The sequence below is a fragment of the Klebsiella sp. 10-1 genome (assembly GCF_009758445.1).
Lineage (GTDB): Bacteria > Pseudomonadota > Gammaproteobacteria > Enterobacterales > Enterobacteriaceae > Klebsiella > Klebsiella scottii.
Genome location: NZ_WQRE01000004.1, coordinates 431279 through 445988, shown reverse-complemented (window position 1 = coordinate 445988; position 14710 = coordinate 431279). Strand labels below are relative to the sequence as shown.

At 56.3% G+C, this 14710-nt stretch carries 11 protein-coding genes and 1 other RNA gene; 4 read left to right on the top strand and 8 right to left on the bottom strand.

Going from position 1 to position 14710, the window contains the following annotated elements:
• Positions 1 to 15: 15 nt before the first annotated feature.
• From sufB to GO007_RS17630, 3 genes are all read right to left on the bottom strand, one after another.
• A complete protein-coding gene (sufB, locus tag GO007_RS17640) occupies positions 16 to 1503 on the bottom strand; it encodes a Fe-S cluster assembly protein SufB (protein WP_095102084.1) in 1488 nt (495 codons plus the stop codon).
• Between the two features lie 2 nt (positions 1504 to 1505).
• Entirely contained in the window at positions 1506 to 1883 is a 378-nt protein-coding gene (gene sufA, locus GO007_RS17635) for a Fe-S cluster assembly scaffold SufA (protein WP_095102082.1), read from the bottom strand.
• 589 nt (positions 1884 to 2472) lie between these two features.
• The gene (locus GO007_RS17630) at positions 2473 to 3294 is read right to left on the bottom strand and encodes an isocitrate lyase/PEP mutase family protein (RefSeq protein ID WP_095102078.1); all 822 of its coding nucleotides are present in this window, start codon (positions 3292 to 3294) and stop codon (positions 2473 to 2475) included.
• A 1104-nt stretch (positions 3295 to 4398) separates the two neighbouring features.
• On the opposite strand from GO007_RS17630, the gene GO007_RS17625 reads away from it, so the two are divergent.
• On the top strand, positions 4399 to 4731 hold the full coding sequence (locus GO007_RS17625) for a hypothetical protein (RefSeq protein WP_095102076.1): 333 nt from the start codon (positions 4399 to 4401) through the stop codon (positions 4729 to 4731).
• A gap of 219 nt (positions 4732 to 4950) precedes the next feature.
• Here the strand turns inward: GO007_RS17625 and GO007_RS17620 are convergent, their stop codons facing one another.
• A complete protein-coding gene (locus GO007_RS17620) occupies positions 4951 to 5199 on the bottom strand; it encodes a GlsB/YeaQ/YmgE family stress response membrane protein (protein WP_041146033.1) in 249 nt (82 codons plus the stop codon).
• A gap of 166 nt (positions 5200 to 5365) precedes the next feature.
• Between GO007_RS17620 and GO007_RS17615 the strand changes: the two genes are divergently transcribed.
• Positions 5366 to 5554, top strand: a complete 189-nt coding sequence (locus GO007_RS17615) for a YegP family protein (RefSeq protein WP_095102074.1) — start codon at positions 5366 to 5368, stop codon at positions 5552 to 5554.
• A 54-nt stretch (positions 5555 to 5608) separates the two neighbouring features.
• Here the strand turns inward: GO007_RS17615 and menI are convergent, their stop codons facing one another.
• Both menI and ydiJ read right to left on the bottom strand, forming a co-directional pair.
• Positions 5609 to 6019 (bottom strand): 1,4-dihydroxy-2-naphthoyl-CoA hydrolase, encoded by a 411-nt coding sequence (menI, locus tag GO007_RS17610; RefSeq protein WP_095102072.1) that lies wholly within the window; start codon positions 6017 to 6019, stop codon positions 5609 to 5611.
• Positions 6016 to 9072: a D-2-hydroxyglutarate dehydrogenase YdiJ gene (ydiJ, locus tag GO007_RS17605; RefSeq protein WP_095102070.1), complete on the bottom strand. Its 3057-nt coding sequence runs from the start codon at positions 9070 to 9072 to the stop codon at positions 6016 to 6018. Before ydiJ ends, menI begins: the two co-directional genes overlap by 4 nt.
• Before the next feature lie 323 nt (positions 9073 to 9395).
• On the opposite strand from ydiJ, the gene ydiK reads away from it, so the two are divergent.
• Together ydiK and rprA are read left to right on the top strand one after the other, a co-directional pair.
• Entirely contained in the window at positions 9396 to 10520 is a 1125-nt protein-coding gene (gene ydiK / locus GO007_RS17600; RefSeq protein WP_095102068.1) for an AI-2E family transporter YdiK, read from the top strand.
• Between the two features lie 185 nt (positions 10521 to 10705).
• An RNA gene (rprA, locus tag GO007_RS17595) (antisense sRNA RprA) lies at positions 10706 to 10813 on the top strand.
• On the opposite strand, the gene GO007_RS17590 is transcribed toward rprA, so the two are convergent.
• Positions 10813 to 13182 carry a glycoside hydrolase family 3 N-terminal domain-containing protein gene (locus tag GO007_RS17590; RefSeq protein WP_095102066.1) on the bottom strand — a complete coding sequence of 790 codons (2370 nt, stop codon included), beginning with the start codon at positions 13180 to 13182 and terminating at the stop codon, positions 10813 to 10815. The two genes, rprA and GO007_RS17590, sit on opposite strands and share 1 nt — an antisense overlap.
• A gap of 4 nt (positions 13183 to 13186) precedes the next feature.
• A complete protein-coding gene (locus GO007_RS17585) occupies positions 13187 to 14584 on the bottom strand; it encodes an MFS transporter (RefSeq protein ID WP_095102064.1) in 1398 nt (465 codons plus the stop codon).
• Positions 14585 to 14710 lie beyond the last annotated feature (126 nt).

Here is a 14710-nt window from a genome sequence, read left to right as displayed (position 1 = left end):
GTGTGGGTCAGACTGTTAACCGACGCTGTGTTCAAGGCTTATCGCCAGCAGTTTTTGCGCTTCCACGGCAAATTCCAGCGGCAGCTCTGAGAAAACATCCTTACAGAAACCGTTAACGATCATTGAGATCGCATCATCTTCACTGATCCCGCGCTGCAGGCAGTAGAACAGCTGATCTTCACCGATTCGCGAGGTGGTGGCTTCGTGCTCCAGCTGGGCGCTATTGTTGCGGCACTCGACGTACGGGAAGGTATGCGCCCCGCAGTCTGGCCCAATCAGCATCGAGTCACACTGGGTAAAGTTTCGCGCGTTGGTCGCGGTCGGCATAATTTTTACCAGCCCGCGGTAGCTGTTCTGGCTTTTACCGGCGGAAATCCCTTTGGAGATAATCGTCGAGCGGGTATTTTTACCGATATGAATCATTTTGGTGCCGGTATCCGCCTGCTGGTGACCGCTGGTCAACGCCACCGAGAAGAACTCGCCGATGGAGTTGTCGCCGCGCAGAATGCAGCTCGGATACTTCCACGTTATCGCCGAGCCGGTCTCCGACTGAGTCCACGACATTTTGCTGTTTTCGCCTTCACAGAGCGCCCGTTTGGTGACGAAGTTCAGGATCCCGCCGGTGTTGTTATCGCCGGGGAACCAGTTCTGCACCGTGGAATATTTTACTTCGGCATCTTTGTGGATGATGACCTCAACGACCGCCGCGTGCAGCTGGTAGCTGTCGCGAACCGGCGCCGAGCAGCCTTCAATATAGCTGACGTAGCTGCCCTCATCGGCGACGAGGATCGTGCGTTCAAACTGGCCGGTTTTTTCCGCATTGATGCGAAAATAGGTCGATAGCTCCATCGGGCAGCGCACGCCTTTCGGCACGTAGATAAAGGTGCCGTCGGAGGCAACCGCGGCGTTCAGCGCGGCGAAGAAGTTGTCATTGCCGGGCACCACGGTGCCGAGATATTTTTTCACCAGCTCCGGATGATCGTGAATCGCTTCGCCGAAGGAACAGAAGATGATGCCCTGCTCTCCCAGCTTTTCCCGGTAGGTGGTGGCGACCGAAACCGAGTCAAATATGGCGTCTACCGCCACTTCGCGACCTTCACGTACCGGCACGCCCAGCAGATTAAAGGCCTCTTCGACTTCGCTGGTCAGATAGTCGCCGGGGCCGGTTTGCTGCACCGCTCCCGGTTCGGAGGCGCAGGTGTCGTCGCAGTTGCCGCAGGACGGCGCGGAATAGTAGCTGTAGTCCTGATAGTCCAGCTTATCGTAGTGCGCCTTCAGCCAGTGCGGCTCTTCCATCTCCAGCCACGCCTTAAATGCGTTCAACCTGAACTCAAGCATCCACTCCGGCTCGTTGCGACGGGCGGATATTGCCCGCACCACCTCTTCGTTGATGCCCTTGGCCAGCTCATCGGTCTGTAACCGGGTAAAAAAGCCTTCTTTATAATTCAGCGGCCCGCCGGTCCAGGTTTTGACATCGTCAGTTGTTTCAGTATTACGAGACATAATTACTCCGCCTGAACCCCAAAGCTTTCACCGCAGCCGCACTCGTGCTGCGCTTTCGGGTTATGAAACTTAAAGATTTCATTTAATCCTTCCCGAACGTAATCCAGCTCCGTACCATCAATAAACGGCATTGCCTGCAGCGGCGCCCACAGCTTCGCGCCATCAAACTCAAACAGCAGATCGTCCTGCGCGGGCTCAGCGATAAGCTCCATGACGTAGGCAAATCCAGCGCAGCCGCTGGTTTTCACGCCAAGACGCAGCCCCTGCATCGGCGGCTGCTTGCTCACCAGATCACGGATATGGGCGGCGGCGGCGGGCGTCATTATCAGACCTCGCCAGCTAAAATCGTCGGGATTAAAGGTTCCTGCTTGTAATTCCATAGCTCTACCTCATTGGTTGGCGCCATCAGGGCATCTCACCATGTTAGTGATAACGATTATCACTTCAACCCATCTGGAGAAGGGGTATTCGCCCCTGCGACCCTTTTACGGCCCTTTTTATAAGCATAGACCCTGCTTTACTGCTTATCAGGTCTCATTTTTTCTATTTAATAGATTGAAAAATAATAAGTTATTTGATGCGAATTGGCAGAAGGTGCGGCAATGGAAAAGATGTATCGAAAATACCGATTTTTGAGATAGGAGATGAAAAAATCCTGCTTTCAGCGACTTATCGGATATTCAACAGGTTACACTATTACACCGGCGGACAATCCGGGGCATAAAAGGAGATTCCGCTGTCCCCAAAAGCGCCCTCCATCAGCTCCGCTGTCCCCGTTATGGCCCGCCAAATAGCCGGACTCAAGCCAGAAGAAGAGATTGTAGCCGACGGTGGCGCTGCTGCCGATCTTTTCACCTGGAATGGATACAGGAACTCACCTGAACGCCGGCGTCACGTATCCAGGATAATTGACCGCTATGCGCTGGAAAAACGCAGCGTGAAATTGATGCACGCCGCCACGTCTGCTGATTATTGATTAGCCCGGCGAAAAAAGGCCTCAAGTTCTGAAAAACCGATGGCCTGTTTTGCATAGGTAAAAGTGCCATCATGGCTGACCTCCCGCGCTGCCTGAACAAACGCGCCATAAGCGAATCGGGCCATTGAGGCACCCACGCTTATACGCCGGACTCCGGCTTGCGAGAGTTCTTCGACGCTGTAAACATTTCCGGGCAATCCCATGACAACATTCACCGGTTTTGTAACAGAGCTGCAGAGGGTTTGAATCATAGAGAGATCGTCGATCCCCGGGGCATAGAGAACATCTGCGCCCGCCTTTTCGAAAGCCTGAAGCCTCAGGATTGTTTCATCAAGATCCCGATTGCCCCACATGAAATTTTCAGCTCGCGCAGTAATAACAAAATCAGGATCACAAATAGCGCGTGATTCAGCCGCCGCCGCAATTCTCTCAACCGCAAGGCTCAAATCGAAGATAGGAACTTCCGGCCGGCCGCTGTAATCCTCAAGGGAACAGCCCGCAAGACCGGCGTCCACTGCGATCTCAATGGTTTCAGCGGCGCTATCCGGACTGTTGCCCGCTCCTTTCTCCAGATCGGCTGACACCGGCAGAGCGGTCGCTGCGGCGAGGTTCCGGCAGTGATGAATGGTCTGTTGCCAGGAGACCTGGCCTTCCGCCACCCCCAGAGAAAAGGCGAGCCCAGCGCTGGTTGTGGCGAGGGCCATAAAGCCCATTTGCTCAAGTATTCTGGCGGTGCCGATGTCCCAGGGATTAGGAATGACAAAGGTATTCCCGGATTCGTGAAGAAGACGAAAAGCTCTGCTTTTGTCGCTCATAGATCTCCCCTGAATGCTATTTTTTCATTCAGCTGTTATAACCTGCGCAGGCAGCGGTATGCCATAAATTCTGCATTCGCGTTGGCGAAGATGTGCCGGGTTTTAGGGGCGAGGTATAGATTATGCCCCTATGACGGCATTCCTACCATTGACTGTCACGCCTTCTAAGCAGAGCAGTTGCAAATAGCTCACTCTGTCGCAGCGTATTGCCTTATCAGATGAGGTAAATCTTAAAACGTTTCCCGGGAGAGGTTTTTAATATTTCGGCCATATTCTGGATGGTAAAATCCGTGCCGGTTGTAGACCCCCTATAGCCAAGGCCCGCCCTCGTGCTTTTGCATAGGGATCCCGGGCGGGCCACCTCATAGCGATAGCGCCGGGAAATATCTTCGCATTAGCCCCGCAGGCGCCGTTTTCCGACGGCCGCACTCGACAATCTCCGACGTCATAGCAGTCGAGCAGCGGACACGCTCTGCCGCCCTTCGGCCATTTGACCGACAGGTATTAATCAGGTTGAAATTTCGTCTTACCTCGCTTCAGGATGCGCCGACCCAAATATGCCCCAATCCCCAGAGCATGGGCCGATCCTACGAATATCACGGCCAATCTATAAGCATTATCTGAAAACCGGGGTTGTTGTGTGGCTATGCGTAGACATTTTGGTTATAAAGTCGACCGTCCTTCGGGGATTAAGTTTTAATCACCATGATCAAGCTGGTGTACAATCTCCGTCTATATTTTCTACAGTTTTCGGCATGATGCCGGAGCCGCTGATAACCTGGAGCTTTTGTCGTAACGGATGATAGATATCAGTATTATGTCGATGTGCATGGTAGTCCTTCTGGTGATGAGCGTCCTGCTGGACTGAAAGCGTGTTGTGCCACAAATCTTTGTCGCCGCTGTTTCAATTCTTGCCTTTTATCGGCTGGCCGCAGCCATCTCCTGATGAGACCGGGCCCTCGGTTTCACCGTGCCGCACGCTTCCCTGCAGACCCTCCACATTCGTTAATAAATAAGGAGATTTGTAGGATTCGCCCCTGGTGGGATTGTCGGCCAGAAACGTAACCTCTAAGATTTTAGCCACACTCTTAAGAGGTAACAAAGATGAAAAGAACAATCATTGCCCTGTTAGCAACCGTTTCTATTGCCGCCGCCGGCGCCTTCGCCGCGGATAAAAACGAAACGCCAGCCCCGGCGCGGAATAACGCCGGGCAGCCGCCGTTTGAGATGAATCAGGAACGTGGCCCCATGCCAATGCCAATGCCGCCATTGCCGCCGAGAAAGCCGGTGCTCTTCTCCGCGACCGTTGCCAGCGATAATCCGACTGAAACCATTAATAAGCTCACCGCGTTAATCCCGGCCAGCAAAGCCCGGCATTATGAAGTTCATGTCGAAGTTGTCGCCGTACCCGATATGTCAGAGGCCGGTCCCTGGTGATTATGGCGGGTTAATTAAACCCTGCGGACGTAGGGAAATAGGTTAGCGGCCCCTTCGGCCGGTACGATGTACGGGTTGTCTAATAGATTTGCCCGCCGGTTTGTTGTGGTTTTTATTATCATCCGATCCGCCAGCATCGCTATTATGTGACGAAAAAAAAAGCTGCCAATAATAGTGGCAGCTTTTATCGCTTATGACTCAGTTGATACTGAAGGGCTATTAGCTCTTAATTTTTCTGTAGATAAACAGCACGACCAGCGCGCCAATTACCGCAACGACAAAGCTCCCGAAATTAAATCCGTCAACCTTGCCAAAACCAAAGAAGGTGCTGATCCAGCCGCCCACTACCGCACCGATGACCCCCAGAATGATGGTGACGAAAAAGCCGCCGCCGTCTTTGCCCGGCATGATCCACTTAGCTAAAATACCGGCAATAAGACCAAAAATGATCCAGGAAATGATACCCATGGTTAACTCCGTCCTCTTTGTTGCTCTGCAAGTGCATAGTGACTAAATAATAGCATACACAGAACGAATGAATAATGAATTATATATTTATTAGATGATTACTTGCCGCACAAGCCGTCATGGTCTACATATCATGGGGAGCTGTTAACGTGAAAAGGGGTAAAAGATGGGGTATTACGTCATTAAGAAGTCAGAGAAGAGCGTGTCCCAACCTTGGTATTTCTTACTGAAGGCCGATAACCACGAAACCATTGCCACCAGTGAAATGTATTCCTCGAAGGATGCGGCGAAAAAAGGAATTGCCTCGGTGCAGAAGAATGGCCCGAGTGAAATAATTAAGGATGAAACGCTATAAACAATATGGGGGAAAAATTTCCCCCATATATCACTTCAGGCAACGATCTCGGTCTTAAACCACCGCCGTAGTGAGCCGCGATGAGCAGCACAGACGCCCCTGCTCATCGGATATTTCAATCTGCCACACCTGATGGCGCGAGCCGACGTGCAGGGCCTTGCAGACGCCACGAACCCGACCGTCGCGAACCGAGCGGATATGGTTAGCGTTAACCTCAAGCCCCACCACCTTTTGTTCGCCTTCGCTGCATAAGTAGCCGGCAACCGAACCCAGCGTTTCGGCCAGCACCACCGACGCGCCGCCGTGCAGCAGGCCAAACGGCTGATGGGTTCGGCTGTCTACCGGCATCGTAGCTTCAAGGGTGTCATCGGTAAACACATCGAAGCGGATATCCAGCAGACCAACCATATTGCCCTCGCCCATAGCGTTGAGCTGTTCCAGCGTTGTCTGACGTTTCCAAATCATCCAATAATCTCCAGCAGCGCCTGCAGCGGGTGACGTACGCCGCTGCCTTCAATACGCTTAACCTGGCTACGACAGGAATAGCCGGTCACCAGGCAGCGGTTGCGCGGCAAACGCTGCATCGCCTGTTGCCAGGAAAGCGCGTAAATCGCCAACGAGTTGGCATGGTTTTTAACCTCATGGCCGTAGGTTCCGGCCATGCCGCAGCAGCCCACGCTGACGTTTTCCAGCTTCGCGCCAAAGCGCGCAAAGATTTCAGCCCACTGCTTCGGCGCGGCCGGGAGCGCCGTGACCTCAGTGCAGTGACCAAACAGATACCACGCCTCGCCGCCGTTATCCTGCACCGCGCTTTCAGGCAGCGCCTGCGGCAGCCATTCATGTACCAGCATCACGCGGAAGTCGCCGCGCTTGTCGCCCAGCGTCTGGTTGTATTCATCGCGGTAGCACAGCACCAGGGCCGGATCGACGCCGACCATCGGGATCCCGAGCTGCGCCATCCGGTTGAGGAAGTCCGCCGTTTTCTGCGCCGTACGGGCGAAACGCGACAGGAAGCCTTTAATATGCTGCGCCTTACCGTTTGGCGAAAACGGCAGCAGCACCGGCTGATAGCCGACCTTTTCCACCAGACGGATGAAATCAGCCACCACCTGCGCATCGTAGTAGCTGGTGAACGGATCCTGCACCACCAGCACCATTTTCGCCTTTTGCTCGGCGCTCAGCGTTTCAAGCTGTTCCAGCGTCATATTCGCCGAACGGTGGCCGACCATTTGCTGCTTCAGCGACGGCGTGGAGAGCAGCGGTAAATCCACCATCCCGATGTGCTTCTCCGACAGCTTGCGCATCCACGGCTGGTTAATAAAGAAGTTAAAGGTTTTCGGCGCCTGCGCCATCAGCGGCGCGTAGGACTCCACCGTCGCCACCAGATGGTCGCGAACCGGGCGCAGATAGCGGCTGTGGTAAAGCTGCAGGAAGCGTGAACGGAACTCCGGAACGTCAATCTTAATCGGACACTGGGTGGAGCAGGCTTTACAGGCCAGACAGCCGGACATCGCCTCTTTGACCTCATGCGAGAAGTCATACTCGCCCTTGCGCGCGTGCCAGCTGTTGCGGGTACGCTCGATCAGTTCGCGCAGGCTGGCGCGTTTTTCCGCCAGCTGGCTCTCCAGCTGATTGGGATCGATACCGCGATCGGCCAGCAGACGCAGCCACTCGCGCACCAGCGTTGCCCGGCCTTTCGGCGAATGGATGCGATGATTGCTCACCTTCATTGACGGGCACATGGGGCTCTTAACATCAAAGTTAAAGCACAGGCCGTTACCGTTACACTCCATCGCCCCGCGCCATGAGCTGCGTACGGCGATAGGGATCTGACGGTCGTAGGTGCCGCGCTTCACCGCGTCCACTTTCATCATCGGCGCATCGACGCCTTCCGGCGGGCAAATTTTCCCGGGGTTAAGGCGGTTATCCGGGTCAAATGCCGCCTTCACTTTCCGCAGCTCGCGGTACAGCTCATCGCCAAAGAACGCCGGGCTGTACTCGGCGCGGAACCCCTTCCCGTGCTCCCCCCACAGCAGGCCGCCGTATTTGGCCGTCAGCGCGACCACTTCATCGGAGATCCGCTTCATCAGCACTTCCTGCTGAGGATCGCACATATCCAGCGCCGGGCGCACGTGCAGCACCCCGGCATCGACGTGGCCAAACATGCCGTAGCTCAGGCCGTGGGCGTCCAGCAGCGCGCGAAACTCAACGATGTAATCCGCCAGATGTTCCGGCGGCACGCAGGTATCTTCGGCAAAAGGAATCGGTTTAGCCGCCCCCTTCGCGTTACCCAGCAGCCCTACCGCCTTTTTACGCATCGCGTAGATACGCTCAACGCCGTCCAGCTCGCCGCACACCTGCCAGCCGATGACGCCGGCTTCACCCTGGGCGATCAGCCGATCCAGCCGCTGGCACAGGGAAGCCACCTGGCCGTCAATCAGCTCGACGTCATCGCCGGAAAACTCGACGATGTTCAGCCCCAGCATCTCTTTATCCGGCACGTCGGCGATCAGTTCGCTGACGGAGTGCCAGACGATATCTTCGCGCGCGAGGTTAAGCACCTTCGAGTCGACGGTTTCCACCGACAACGCATTTGCCGCCACCATAAACGGCGCATTGCGCAGCGCGGAATCAAACGAATCATACTTAACGTTCACCAGCCGACGCACCTTCGGCAGCCGGGTAATATCGAGACGCGCTTCGGTAATAAACGCCAGCGTGCCTTCCGAACCGGTTAATATCCGGGTGAGATCGAATTCGCTCAGATCGTCATTAAAGACGTGGCGCAGATCGTAGCCGGTCAGGAAGCGGTTAAGCTTAGGGAATTTATCGATAATCAGCTGGCGCTGCTCTTTACAGCGCTGGTAGACGGTGCGGTAAATGCGCCCGATTGCCGACTGCTCGTTTGCCAGAGTTTCTGCCAGGGCCGCGGGAATGGCCTGGGTGTCCAGAATATCGCCCCCCATCAGGACCGAGCGCACGCCCAGCACATGATCGGAGGTTTTACCGTACACCAGCGACCCCTGGCCGGAGGCATCGGTATTGATCATTCCGCCGAGCGTAGCGCGGTTGCTGGTTGACAGCTCCGGCGCAAAAAAGTAGCCGTACGGCTTAAGATATTGGTTGAGCTGATCTTTAATAACCCCGGCTTCGACCCGCACCCAGCCTTCTTCCGGGTTAATTTCGATAATGCGGTTCATATAGCGGGACATATCAACAACAATCCCCGCGTTCAACGACTGGCCGTTGGTGCCGGTGCCGCCGCCGCGTGGCGTAAAGACCAGCGTTTTGAAACGCTCATCCGCCGCCACTCTTGCCAGCAGCGCGACGTCCGCCGTGGAACGGGGGAATAAAATCGCGTCCGGCAATAGCTGATAGATGCTGTTGTCCGTCGCCATCGTTAGCCTGTCGGCATAGCTGGTGGCGGTATCGCCGGTAAAACCTTGTTGCTCCAGTACCTGCAAAAAATTCAATACCAGCTGAACGACGCCTGGTGCTTGAGAAATTTGTGGGATCATAACGCTTGACCCTGCCTGACTATGTTGTGTTGTAAAAACTTCATCCTTCGGAGCGCTTTCCGTCAGCCGCTTCCGCTGCGCCGATCGCTGACTTAGGCAAACGCCGCGAGCTTTCACCTGCCGGTTCGAGGTATCCTGGATGATTTTGTGTATAGGTAACTAAACGATTGCGTAGTGCAGTCAACTTTTTATCACATTTTTTTCATATGCGCCCACCAGATTTATGTGCAGAATCAGGCGGGTTAAATTATTGGTATTATTATCCGTATATGGAATTACGCTGCGTCAGCCTTTTGGCGCCACTGGAAAGGTAAATTTTCTCTATGATTAACGAGCGTCAGCCCCGGGATATACCGCAGGTTCTGCTATCGGTGCTGTTTTTGTCCCTGATTATTGTTTCCTGCCTGTGGATCGTACAGCCCTTTATCCTGTCTTTTGCCTGGGCAGGCACCGTGGTCATTGCAACCTGGCCGGTACTACTGCGCCTGCAGCGGCTGCTGTTTGGCAAACGCGCCCTCGCGGTGCTGGTAATGACCCTGCTGTTATTCTTACTGTTCGTTATCCCGATCGCGCTGCTGGTCAACAGCCTGGTCGATAACAGCGCGCCGCTGATTAAAATGTTCACCACCGGTAGCGTGAGCCTGCCGGATTTCGCCTGGCTCAACAGCATCCCGCTGATTGGCGACAAGCTCTACTCCGCGTGGCATGGCCTGCTGGATATGGGGGGCGCGGCGATCATGGCCAAAATCCGGCCCTATATCGGCACCACCACCACCTGGTTTGTCGGGCAGGCGGCGCACATTGGCAAACTGCTGGTCTACTGCGGGCTGATGCTGCTGTTCAGCGCCCTGCTGTACTGGCAGGGTGAAAAGGTAGCCTATGGTTTCCGCTATTTCGCCACCCGGCTGGCGGCAAAACGCGGCGATGCCGCGGTGCTGCTGGCAGGCCAGGCGATTCGCGCCGTGGCGCTGGGCGTCGTGGTTACCGCGCTGACTCAGGCGGTGCTGGGCGGCATCGGCCTGGCGGTAACCGGCGTGCCTTACGCCGCGCTGCTGACCGTGGTAATGATCTTCACCTGCCTCGTTCAACTGGGGCCATTGATTGTGCTCATCCCCTCCATTATCTGGCTGTACTACAGCGGAGATACCACCTGGGGTACCGTGCTGCTGGTGTGGAGCTGCGTGGTGGGGACAATGGATAACGTCATCCGTCCGGTGCTCATCCGCATGGGCGCCGATCTGCCGATGATCCTGATCCTCTCCGGCGTTATCGGCGGCCTGATTGCCTTTGGCATGATTGGCCTGTTTATCGGCCCGGTCCTGCTCGCCGTGTCATGGCGACTGTACGACGCCTGGGTGCATGAAGTTCCGCCGCCGCCGAAAGATCCCGATCAGGTGCTGGCCGAGCTCACCGAGCTTAATGCCGGCAATATCAAAAGCGGCGAGTAACGCCGGCAGCACAAAAATTAAGGCGGGGAAACCCGCCTTAATCATAAATAAACCTTATGCATTGGTGCCTGTCAGGCGCTTCAACCATAGCTTTCGCTACATATCCCACGCTTATTCTTCACCTCAATTTAACTATTGAGAGGAATCCGATCGACGCAAAAAATCCCTGTGGCTACTATATGAGCACGGTTATAAATCAACACATTGATTTATAAGCATGGAAATCCCCTGAGTGAAACAACGAATTGCTGTGTGTAGTCTTTGCCCATCTCCCACGATGGGCATTTTTTTATCAACTCACCTCGCAGCGGCTCATCATTCGCCACCTCTGCGCCAGCTCACGAACCTCGCCTTTTACCGTCACGGTTGCCGTCCCGCGGATATCAGCAGAAGATGCGCCGACCTGGAGCACAAACTCACCGGGTTCAACGATGCGCTGCCCGTCACGGCGGGTAAAGTTAAGCATATCGACCGGCAGATAGAAGGTCAGCGTCGCCGTTTCTCCCGGATCCAGCGTCACCCGCCGGAAGGCTTTAAGCTCCTGAACCGGACGCACCATCGAGGCGACCTTATCGCGCACGTAGAGCTGCACCACCTCGCTGCCGCGACGCTCGCCGTCGTTGCGGATCGTCACCTGGAGGGCAATCTCCCCCTCCATTGCCACCTGTGACGCCAGCAGCTGCGGCTCGCCATACCTGAAGGTCGTCCAGCTTTGCCCGTAGCCGAACGGGTAGCGGGAGCCAAAGTGGAAGGCGAACGGCGTACCGCCGCTTTTCAGCTTGTGGTTGTAATAATAGGGCATCGCGCCCGCGCTTTTCGGCACGCTGACCACCAGCCGCCCCTGCGGCTCCTCTCGCCCCGTCAGCACGTCGGCGATCGCCCAACCGCCCTCCTGCCCCGGAGCCCATGCCATCAGCAGGGCCGCAACTTTCTCTTCCAGCCCCTGCAGGTTATAGGGCCGCCCGCCGGTCATCACCACAATAACCGGCTTCCCGGTTGCCACCAGCGCCTCCAGCAGCCGCTGCTGCACGCCAGGCAGATTCAGGCTGTCGGTATCGGAGCCTTCGCCCACGGTGCCGCTCTGGAACAAGCCGGCAAGGTCGCCCACGCAGGCCACCACCACATCGCTCTCCTCGGCCGCTCTTACCGCAGCCGGAATCAGGCTGGTGTCGAACGAGACCGGCGATTGCTGCATCGGCTTACCGCCGCTGTCGCCGGGGAATACCGGCGCGCCCGCCATGCGCTGTTCAATAATGTGGCACCCTTTGGCATAGCTGACGCGCCGGTCTCCAAGATAGTGGCGCAGCGCCGCCAGCGGGGTCGTCACCTGCGAGACCTCTTCCAGCATATCGCTGATAATCAGATGCACCGGGAAGCTGTAGCCGCTGAGCAGCGCCAGCGGATCGTCAGCGGTAGGCCCGACCACCGCGACCTTTGGTTCTCCCTGCAGCGGCAGGCAGGCGCGATTTTCCAGCAGGGTCAGCGAGCGCGTCGCCACCTCGCGCGCGGCCTGGCGGGCGCTGGCCGACTGCAGCGTGATCCCCGCTACGTCGGTATAGGGCCGCTCGAACAGCCCAAGACGGAATTTCTCGGTCAACGTGCGGGCCACGATCTCGTCAATCTTTTCGACGGCGATCAGCCCGCGCTCGAGGGCTTCATCCAGGTGACGCGCGCAGTCATCTTTTGGCAGCTCCACGTCAAGCCCCGCATTAAACGCCAGCGCGGCCGACTCCGCCGCATCGTGCGAGATGCCGTGATGCTGATGCAGCAGGCTAACGCCGCCGTAGTCGGCGACGATAATGCCGTCGAATCCCCAGCGTTGCCGCAGCAGCGTGGTGAGCAGGAAGCCGTCGCTGTGCCCCGGCTGGTTATCGATATCGTGATACGCCGGCATCACCGATCCGGCATTGGACAGCTTCACCGCCATCTCGAACGGCAGCAGGAAGGTGTCGTTAAGTTCGCAAAAGCCGAGATGAACCGGAGCATGGTTGCGCGCGCCTTCGCTAAAAGAGTGGCCGACGTAATGTTTTAGCGTTGCCAGCACGTCGCGCTTTTCGCCCTGCAGCCCGTCAACGTAGGCGCAGGCCATGACGCCGACCAGCCACGGGTCCTCGCCGAAGGTCTCTTCCGTACGCCCCCAGCGCACGTCGCGAGAGACGTCCAGCACCGGGGCAAGCCCCTGCTTGCAGCCGGTCGAACGCGCTTCGGCGCCGATTTCCCGCGCCGCCCGCGCCACCAGCTCAGGATCCCACGTCGAGCCATAGTTTAGCGACGAGGGGAACAGGGTCGCCTCTTTGCACAGTAGCCCCACCAGGCACTCTTCGTGGAACAGCGCCGGGATCCCTAGCCGCGTCTCTTCCATCAGCATCTTCTGCAGCCGGTTGGCGGCGCGCACGCCGCTGTCCGCCGCCACGATGTGGGTGCCCAGCGGACGGGTGATTTGCCCGACGCCCAGCTTCAGCCTCTCCGCGAGGGAGGTCTGCTCGCTGACGCCGGCAAACTCATCGCTCATATCGCTGCGTTCACGGTGCTCGCCGTTTTCGTCAAGCACCAGCCAGTACCCGTGCATCTGGGCAAACTTCTCTTCCAGCGTCATGCGCGACAGTAAATCCGCAACGCGCTCCTCTACCGGGCGGCTGGCATCCTTATAAATTACGGTCATATTATTACTCCTGTAGGGCTGAATCTGGCGCCGACACGGGGGCTTCGGGGGTCCGCATTTCGCGCTTGCGGGTCAGTTCTCTGGCGATACTGTCCGCCGTACGGCTATTCAGTTTGTAGAGCATCAGCAGCAGCGCCATCGCGATAAACAGCGCGCTGGGGACGATGGAAAACAGCGCATTGATCGTGCCGAGCACCGCCGCCGACTGGGTTGCCGCATTCGGGATATAGTCGACAAATCCAAGCACCCATCCCACCACGGCGCCGCCCAGCGCAAGGCCAAACTTGATGGCGAAGAGCGCGGTGGAGAACACCAGACCATCGAGGCGGCGTCCGCTGCGGTGCTCTTCATAGTCCACGACGTCGGAAAACATGGTCCACTGCAGCGGGGTTGTCAGGTTCTGAATAAAGCTGAAGACCACGTTCAGGCCAAATATCAGCCAGATCTGATTGGCCGGAATAAAGAAAATGGCGCAGGCGAAGAGTACGAAGGTAATAATTGTCCACTGATACGCCCGCACCCGATCGAATTTCCCGAGCAACCGTTCCGATAATAATGCCCCCAGCAGGGCGGCAATCATTCCGGAAACAATAAACGTAAACACCATTTCGGGGCGCTGCATGACATACTTAACGTAATACATCGTCGCCGAGCCGCGGGTAACCACGGCGGTTAATAATAAAATATTAAAGATGAACACAATGCGCCATTGGCTATTTGCGGCCAGCAGCTTGAGGTCTTTTATTAGCGACCCGGAGGCGTCGTTCTGCGGCGTATAGCGTTCGCGGGTCAGGAAAAAGCAGCTGAAAAAAAGCACAATTCCGAGCAGGCCCATCAGGCTCATCGCATAGAAGTAGCCTTTCTGGGCGTTACCATCGCCAAGGTGAGCCACCAGCGGCAGCGCAATCACGGTGACGATCAGTCCGCCGACAAACGACAGCGCAAAGCGCCATGATTGCAGCGAGTGGCGTTCGTGCGGGTCCATCGTCAGGGCGCCCGGCATCGCGCAGTAGGGGACGTTAATCGCCGAGTAGATAAAGCTGAGAAGAGTGTAAGTCAAGCAGGCATAAATGATTTTTGCCGTCTCGCCGACATCAGGAACGTAGAAGGTGATGATGCAGCTCGCGCCGAAGGGAATGGCAAACCACAGCAGCCAGGGACGAAACCGGCCGTGTCGGGTTTGGGTGCGATCCACCAGCGCGCCGATGCACGGATCGACCACCGCGTCGACTACCCGCACGACTAAAAACATGGTGCCCATAATGGCGGCAGGCAGGCCAAATACATCGGTATAAAAATAAGCCAGAAACAGCGTTGCGGTTTGCCACACCAGCGCGCTGGCCATATCACCGAGGCCGTAACCTATTTTATCTTTTGTAGTCAGTACAGACGACAAGGTCATTATTATTATCCTTTACACGAGAACAAACGATTCTCACTTAATAACCAGTATGAGAGCCTAATGACGCGATGTAAGTATTAGAAATGACCGTCTAAACGACAATTGTAGAAATTAACTGATGGCTTA

Excerpts from the sequence above, each read along its gene's own strand:
- sufB (WP_095102084.1), bottom strand. The coding sequence starts at position 1,503 with ATGTCTCGTAATACTGAAACAACTGACGATGTCAAAACCTGGACCGGC.
- sufA (WP_095102082.1), bottom strand. The coding sequence starts at position 1,883 with ATGGAATTACAAGCAGGAACCTTTAATCCCGACGATTTTAGCTGGCGA.
- GO007_RS17630 (WP_095102078.1), bottom strand. The coding sequence starts at position 3,294 with ATGAGCGACAAAAGCAGAGCTTTTCGTCTTCTTCACGAATCCGGGAAT.
- GO007_RS17625 (WP_095102076.1), top strand. The coding sequence starts at position 4,399 with ATGAAAAGAACAATCATTGCCCTGTTAGCAACCGTTTCTATTGCCGCC.
- GO007_RS17620 (WP_041146033.1), bottom strand. The coding sequence starts at position 5,199 with ATGGGTATCATTTCCTGGATCATTTTTGGTCTTATTGCCGGTATTTTA.
- GO007_RS17615 (WP_095102074.1), top strand. The coding sequence starts at position 5,366 with ATGGGGTATTACGTCATTAAGAAGTCAGAGAAGAGCGTGTCCCAACCT.
- menI (WP_095102072.1), bottom strand. The coding sequence starts at position 6,019 with ATGATTTGGAAACGTCAGACAACGCTGGAACAGCTCAACGCTATGGGC.
- ydiJ (WP_095102070.1), bottom strand. The coding sequence starts at position 9,072 with ATGATCCCACAAATTTCTCAAGCACCAGGCGTCGTTCAGCTGGTATTG.
- ydiK (WP_095102068.1), top strand. The coding sequence starts at position 9,396 with ATGATTAACGAGCGTCAGCCCCGGGATATACCGCAGGTTCTGCTATCG.
- GO007_RS17590 (WP_095102066.1), bottom strand. The coding sequence starts at position 13,182 with ATGACCGTAATTTATAAGGATGCCAGCCGCCCGGTAGAGGAGCGCGTT.
- GO007_RS17585 (WP_095102064.1), bottom strand. The coding sequence starts at position 14,584 with ATGACCTTGTCGTCTGTACTGACTACAAAAGATAAAATAGGTTACGGC.